The organism is Belnapia sp. (genome assembly GCF_059504005.1).
Map to the genome: position 1 here is coordinate 1 of NZ_JCACHU010000061.1, position 7025 is coordinate 7025.

Sequence of the window (7025 nt, forward strand, 5' to 3'; positions counted from 1 at the left end):
TGTTCCTGAAGATAAATGGCGAGCTGCACTATCTCTGGCGCGCGGTGGATCAGCATGAGGTCGTGCTTGAGGTTCTGTTCCGAGGCTGCGGAGCATCCTCGAGCAGGTACAAACCTCGGCATGGCGAGACGGCGGCGAGTGGTCTCGGTGAGGCCAGATCAGTTCTTCAAAGGGCGGTAGTTTAAGGCCGAGGTGCTCCTCTGGGCAGTCCGCTGGTACCTCATGTTTCCGGTGACCTACCGCGATCTCGAACTCATGTTGGCCGACCGCAGCGTGGAGATCGCACACACCACCATCGTCCGCTCGGTCCAGACCTATGCGCCGGACATCGAGAAACGGATCCGATCCCACCTGCGCTCGAGCTACGGCTCGTGGAGGGTCGACAAGACCTGTGTTCGAATGAAGGGCCGCTGGAGCTACCTGTGTCGGGCGGTGGACAGCCGCGGCCAGACGATCGACTTTCTGCTCTCCGCCAAGCGGGACGCGGGGGCCGCGAGCGGTTCTTCCGCAACGCGCTGAACCAGCCGCATACGGTGAACCCGCGCACCATCACCGTGGGCAAGAACCCGGCCTACCCATGCGCCATCGAGCAGATGAAAAAGGGCGGCGAGCTGTGCCGACGCTCGCGGCCACGACAATGCAAGTACCTCAACAACATACTGGAACAAGACCATCGGCGCATGAAACGCCTGGTCAGACCAGGGCTTGGCTTCGGCAGTCTCCATACCGCACGACGATCGCTGGCAGGCTACGAGGCGATGGCGATGATCAGGAAGGGGCAGGGTCGAAAGGTTGGCGGACGAGACATGCGGGCGCATGCTACCTTCGTCGCCGAGCTGTTTCAGGTCACCGCCTGATTTGAAGCTTGTCGCGGCCAGTCACAGCCTGCCGCAAACTCTGCAACACAATCCATCCGAGAGGCTGCCAAGGCTTGGCAAACGCAGCCCGGCACGTCGCACCGATCGCGCATTCGGCCGCAAGATTCGGATGGCGGCCCGGTCTCGGCCAGGGCCACTACATCGATCCACAACCGGCGACGAGGATTCGATGAGCCAAGCCAGCCTCCCGCATGCGCAAACTCATAGAACGGCGGAGCCGGCCATTCTGTACTTCGGCACGCCTGTTGTCCTGATCAGCTCGGCAAACGAAGACGGCACATTCAACTTGGCCCCGATGTCGTCGGCGTTCTGGCTGGGGTGGCACTGCGTCCTTGGCTTGGCCACAGCGTCTAAAACGACGGAGAACTTGAAGCGTACCGGCGAGTGCGTCCTCAACCTGCCGTCCGTTGAGCAGGTGGACGCAGTGGATCGCCTCGCCCTGACCACCGGCTCCGATCCGGCGCCACCCGGCAAAGTCGGCAGAGGCTACCGCTTTGAAGGACGCAAGTTCGAATTGGCCGAGCTCACGCCGGTGGCATTCGAGACGGTCGCTCCGCCGCGTGCGCTGGAATGCCCGGTGCACCTCGAGGCGACAGTCGAGCACTGGGGCAACCTTGCTGAGAACGACGAAGCGGTTCGCGGCCGCTCGGTGATTTTCGAGGTTCGCATCCGACGTGTACATCTGGCGAAGGCAATTTTGCTCGACGGGCACTGCGACCGGGTAAACCCGGACAGATGGCGCCCGCTCGTCATGAGCTTCCAACAGTTATACGGCCTCGCGCCGGGGCAGGCGCATGCTTCCCGGCTCTCCTGCATCCCCGAAGCACTCTACAGAAGCCCCGATGTCGACGCGGCGAGGGCCATTCCGAACCGAAAGCAGGTGCAACGGGGCCGCTAATCTTCGGAACCATTGAATACCGTTCTTCCCATGAAGGATTTTATGAATGATCGCAGACACTAGTTGTTGGATAAGGCGCGATATGGAAGCGCGCTGCACCGGGAGCATGATTCTCTCCTCATGTCACAGTCGTATAAGCATCCGGTCGTTGCCGCGGCGTTCCGTCGAAACTTCCGATACGTAAGCTTTTTGGAATTGTCGCAAGCTCCGCACCGCTTGCTACAAGCAGACCCTATCACAAGGGATTATGACGCCCCAACTCTCTAGGCGGAGCATTCTTGCCGTCATGCGATCTCGGCTCAATCGCTCGATCGAGTGTGCTTGGCCGATGGTACTCTAACTCAAACTAACGCGGAGGTGGGTGGACAGCAAACACAGACAGTGCAGCACTCCGACCGCCGCTACATCCAGAGCGGCAGCAGCATCGCTCGGGAGGCAGACTGCGGCGCTGCAACCAAGTAATCGCGCTCTCGTTGAACCATCAGCATCGCCGGTGGACGCCGGTCGGCTTTTGCGCATCGCCAGATCGGGTCGAAAAACGAGAGGATCCACCTTGGTTGCTGTCTCCGTATCAAGATCAGCCAGGCCGCTTCACCCCTTGCACGCGATCCTGCTCGCCTTCCCCCTCCCGCTCTTCCTTGGCGCATTGCTCAGCGATTTTGCCTACCGGTCAAGCTTTCAAATCCAGTGGTCCAATTTCTCATCCTGGCTTCTCGCAGGCGGATTGTTCGTCGGCGCCTTCGCTCTGCTCTGGACATTGATCGATCTGATCCGGAGCGATTCGGCGCGGAGGAAGCGTGCGGCTATCTACTTCCTCGTGCTGCTCGCCATGTGGGTACTCGGCTTCGTCGATGCCCTCGTTCACTCGAAGGACGCCTTCGCAATCATGCCCGAGGCGCTCTACCTGTCCGCCGTTACGACCATCCTCGCGCTCGTTGCAGCCTGGATGAGTTACTCAGGCTATCATTTGAGGGAGGCAGCATGATGCGCGCAGTTCTTCTGATCGGCGTCGCGGCGCTTGCCCTTTCCGCCTGCGACAGCCAACCCGCCCCGCAGCAGCACGGTGCCAACCCGAGTCTCCCAGAGCCGCATCGCGGCCTGTTGCCCGACATGACGATTCCCCGCCAGGCAGCCTGGGGCAATGATCGTCCGACGGTGCCACAGGGCTACACGATCCAGGCCATCGCCATGGATCTCAGAATCCCGCGTCAGACGCTTGTCCTCCCCAATGGCGACATCTTGGTCACGGAGGGAACGGGCGGGCAGGGCGCCCCTCGGCTCAATCCCAAGGCCTTCATCGCGGGGATTATCAAGAGCTGGGGCAAAACCTCGGTGCCGGGCGGTAACCGGCTGACGCTGCTGCGCGACGCCGACGGCGATGGCACCTACGAAAGCCGGAGCATCTTCGCGGAGAACCTGAACGGACCCTATGGCCTCGCGCTGGTTAACGACGTCCTCTACGTCGCCAATCAGGATGCAGTGGTGCGCTTCGACTACCGTGAGGGCCAGACACAGGCGAGCGGGCCGCCGACGCTGGTGACGAACCTGCCATCGGCGATCAACCATCACTGGACGAAGGCGATGATCGCCAGCCCCGACGGCCAGTTCCTCTATGTCGGCATCGGCTCCAACAGCAACATTACTGAGCGCGGAATGGAAGCCGAGGTCGACCGGGCCATGGTTTGGCAGGTTGACCCCCAAACAGGCGCGCACAGGCCGTACGCGACAGGTCTTCGCAATCCCACAGCCCTCACGATCCAGCCGGAAACGGGCCAGCTCTGGGCGGTGGTGAACGAGCGCGACGAGATCGGCTCTGACCTCGTCCCGGATTACCTGACTTCGGTGCGCGAGGGCGGCTTTTACGGTTGGCCCTACAGCTACTGGGGCCAGAACGTCGATACCCGCGCGCAGCCGCACAATCCGGAACGCGTCGCTGCGGCGATCCGCCCCGACTACGCCTTAGGCGCACATGTAGCGGCACTCGGCGTCGCTTTCTCGACCCCGGCCATGGGCGCAGCCTTCGCGAACGGGGTGTTCGTCGGCGAGCATGGTAGCTGGAACCGGAGCAACGCCGTTGGCTACAAGGTCGTCTTCGTGCCGTTCCGTGATGGCCAGCCCACTGGTGACCCGGTCGACTTCGTGTCCGGCTTCCTGAATGGCGATGGCAATACGCGCGGTCGGCCTGTCGGGGTATCGGTGGATCCACGGGGTGCCCTGATCGTTGCCGACGACCTGTCGAACACGGTCTGGAGGGTTACGGCGAACCGGTAACACTGCCGCCTGGAGGAACGCTGTGGATGTGCGTAGCGCTATTGAAATTTTAGGTTCTGTTGCATCCTTGCGGTGCCTCGGCTAGAGCGGAATCCGATCATTCAGGCTCATACCCTTGAGCGGCGAAGTAGCTTCGGCATTCGTCCGGGGTGACGCGTGGCAATGCGTCTCGAATCGCCGTGTTGTATGGGTCGACGAACTCCCTACCTGCGGCCGCGGCACCACCAGCGTTTCGGCCCGGCGGCTCAGGGTGCTATGGTCCGGCGCCGGTAGGTCGAGGGCGAGCAACTGCAGCACGAGGCGATCAGCCCCTCGGCCTGGCGCAGCGCCAGGCGGAACACCACCCGCAGCGTCAGGGCTGAGGCGATCGCCAAGGCCGAATACAAGGGCTGCCCGCCACGGCCAGCGCGTTGCTCGGCCTTCCAGGCCTCCACCGCCTCCGGCGTGAACCAGACCGTCAGGCTGCCGCGAGCCCGCAGGCCGGCCTCGTACTCGGCCCAGTTGGTCACCCTGTGTCACTGTTTTGGAATGTGGTGGCGCCGAGCGGCGTTCCCTTTGAACGGCACGAGGGATCCCCCTGTAGGGTGAAGGGGCCTCGCCCCGGTCTCACCCTACCCAGAGCCACCCCGGCCGGTGACCGCTGCAACAAAGTCCCGTCGGTGCCCTATCCTCCTCTGAGGAATTTGGCCATCGTTGTGGAACAGACGCGATCGCCGCGAGGCCGCGGTTCCCGAGACCTGCTTTGCCAGGAGGCCAGACCAACCGTGCCAGCCGAGGGCAGGATAGACCGAAGGCGTCTTCTTACACTGCTGGGGCTGGCAGCCGCGGCGTCACAGCCCGCTGAGGCATTCGAATTCCCCAACGCCACTGGGCTGATCACCGAGAACCGCCATGACGGCGTGCGCATCCTCAACGCGGGAGGCGAGTTCGTCGGCGCGCGCGGAGCATACTATGGGCCGCCGGTGCCTTTTACCCAACTTCCCCGTCATCTCATTAACGCGCTCGTGGCGAGCGAGGACCGGCGGTTCTACGAACACTGGGGGCTGGACGCCAGGGCAATGGCACGCGCGGTCTGGTCGACGCTCACCGGGCGGACCCAGGGTGGCAGCACGCTGACCCAGCAGACCATCAAGGAGGTGTACCTTCGGGAACACAGCCCGATCGTCCGAAAGCTGCTCGAGGAGCCTGTCCTAGCGCCCATTCTGGAGCTCAACCTGACCAAAGAGGACATCCTGTACGTCTATCTGAATAGAGTGTTTTTTGGGGGCAACGCTTATGGCATCGAGGCCGCTGCCCGGGTCTACTTTGATAGGTACGCGCGCAACCTCAGCATCCTCGAATCCGCTATGATGGTTGGGCTGCTTCCGGCGCCCAACCGATTCAACCCGCACCGGAATTTCGAGCTGTCCCGCGACCGAGGCATCCGGGTCATTGAACAAATGGTCGAAACGGGCTCCCTCGATCGGAGCGTGGCAGACCGCGCCAAAGCGCAGAACGTCATAGTGACGCCGTCCCGATCAGCCTGGGGCGGCTTCTACCCCCGCAGCACTGGTATCGGGTGGTTCGCCCGTTGGGCGGAGAACGAGGCCAACGCCAACTCCGTACCGTCGCAGCGGAGCGGCACGCGAACCATCTCAACCACCTTGGACCTGCGGATCCAGGTCGCCGCCGAAAGACAGCTAGAGGCTGTCCTACGGCAGCACGCCCAGACAAGGCAGATCGAGGAAGGCGCAGTCGTCGTCATGCGATACGACGGCGCGGTCCTAGCGCTCGTCGGTGGACGCGACTATCGGCGTAAGGAATGGGATCACGCTACCCAGGCCAGACGTCAGCCAGGATCTGTAGCCAAGCTCTGCGTCTACTTGGCGGCGCTCGGGGCAGGATATACGCCTGACACGAATGTCAGCGATGCTGCCCTGACGCTTGGAGGGCGAAGCGTGAGGAACTTCGACGACCGATACCTCGGCGATATCACGCTGGCCGTGGCGCTGGAGCGGTCGTCCAATACGGCCGCTGTTCGTCTGGCATTGCAGAATGCGCGCGAAACAAGGGATGTAATCAAGGCGCTACGCGTGGCGGACGAGGTTGAGGGCGAAGCGGGCGACTTGGCGCTCGGCACCTACGAGGCGAGGCTTGTCGATCTTACGGGCGCCTTCGCCAGCGTCGCCAATCGGGGCAGGATGGTCGTTCCCTATTCGGTGCAGCGGGTTCAGGATCCGGCCGGTGCCGAGTTGCTGACACGCGTGCTACCGGCGAGGTCCGAGATTCGCCAGGTCTTGCAGCCGCAAAAGGCCGACATGATGCGACAGCTGCTTGCTGGTGTTGTGCAAAGGGGTACGGGAAGGGCTGCTGACCCAGGTTTCTGGGCGGCAGGCAAGACGGGCACGACCACCGACAGCCGTGATGCTTGGTTTATCGGCTTCACCGAGCGGTACGTCGCCGGTGTCTGGCTCGGGAACAGTGACAGCAGACCGATGCTTGGCGTGTCAGGCGGTGGCTTGCCTGCGCAGATCTGGCGCGCGGTAATGATCGATGCCCATCGGAACGCGTAACGGGGTAATCAGCCCTTGCGATCTCTGGTAAAACTGCTGTCCGGTGCGGTGACGCGCCCGGCTTATGCTGATGCAATTTGGGCAGCCTGCCTTGCTTTGGTTTTGTCAGTGCTCACGCCAAACCCGGCGTCACGTGTTGGACAGCGAGCTCCATCCACGCTGCCCCGAGCATGGCGAGCGCAGCGGTGGCACGACGGAGATGAGCAGGCGACGGCGGTTGGCAGGATGTGCTGCTTTTGGCTGGTTCAAAGGCGGAGTAGGTTGCGGAGTTTGTCATAGCTTCGGCAGAACCGCTGCGCTCCGTCGAAGCTTTTGAAGCCGCGCATACCTCGGATGCGTTCTTTCACGCCGCGATGGTCTTGCTCCAGTCTCTTTTTTTCTAGGTTGGCAAAGTTTGCTGCTGCACGGCGTTGATTGAGGGATCCT

At 62.6% G+C, this 7025-nt stretch carries 5 protein-coding genes and 2 pseudogenes; 5 read left to right on the top strand and 2 right to left on the bottom strand.

What is annotated here, in order from left to right:
- The first annotated feature begins 192 nt into the window (after positions 1–192).
- The 4 genes and pseudogenes from AC5JJ1_RS10020 (at position 193) to AC5JJ1_RS10035 (ending at position 4047) form a co-directional block, all read left to right on the top strand.
- Positions 193–857, top strand: a pseudogene (locus AC5JJ1_RS10020) (IS6 family transposase).
- Positions 858–1047: 190 nt separating this feature from the next.
- Positions 1048–1776, top strand: a complete 729-nt coding sequence (locus AC5JJ1_RS10025) for a flavin reductase family protein (protein WP_495784979.1) — start codon at positions 1048–1050, stop codon at positions 1774–1776.
- A 598-nt stretch (positions 1777–2374) separates the two neighbouring features.
- Positions 2375–2761, top strand: coding sequence for a DUF2231 domain-containing protein (locus AC5JJ1_RS10030; RefSeq protein ID WP_495784980.1), 387 nt, complete (start codon positions 2375–2377; stop codon positions 2759–2761).
- On the top strand, positions 2758–4047 hold the full coding sequence (locus tag AC5JJ1_RS10035; protein WP_495784981.1) for a PQQ-dependent sugar dehydrogenase: 1290 nt from the start codon (positions 2758–2760) through the stop codon (positions 4045–4047). Before AC5JJ1_RS10030 ends, AC5JJ1_RS10035 begins: the two co-directional genes overlap by 4 nt.
- A gap of 228 nt (positions 4048–4275) precedes the next feature.
- Here the strand turns inward: AC5JJ1_RS10035 and AC5JJ1_RS10040 are convergent.
- Positions 4276–4556 (bottom strand): annotated as a pseudogene (locus AC5JJ1_RS10040) (transposase); the annotation flags it as partial.
- Between the two features lie 255 nt (positions 4557–4811).
- Between AC5JJ1_RS10040 and AC5JJ1_RS10045 the strand changes: the two are divergent.
- Entirely contained in the window at positions 4812–6599 is a 1788-nt protein-coding gene (locus AC5JJ1_RS10045; protein WP_495784982.1) for a transglycosylase domain-containing protein, read from the top strand.
- A gap of 245 nt (positions 6600–6844) precedes the next feature.
- Here the strand turns inward: AC5JJ1_RS10045 and AC5JJ1_RS10050 are convergent.
- Positions 6845–7025, bottom strand: a 181-nt coding sequence (locus tag AC5JJ1_RS10050) for a DDE-type integrase/transposase/recombinase (protein ID WP_495784983.1), incomplete at its 5' end; no start/stop codon positions are given.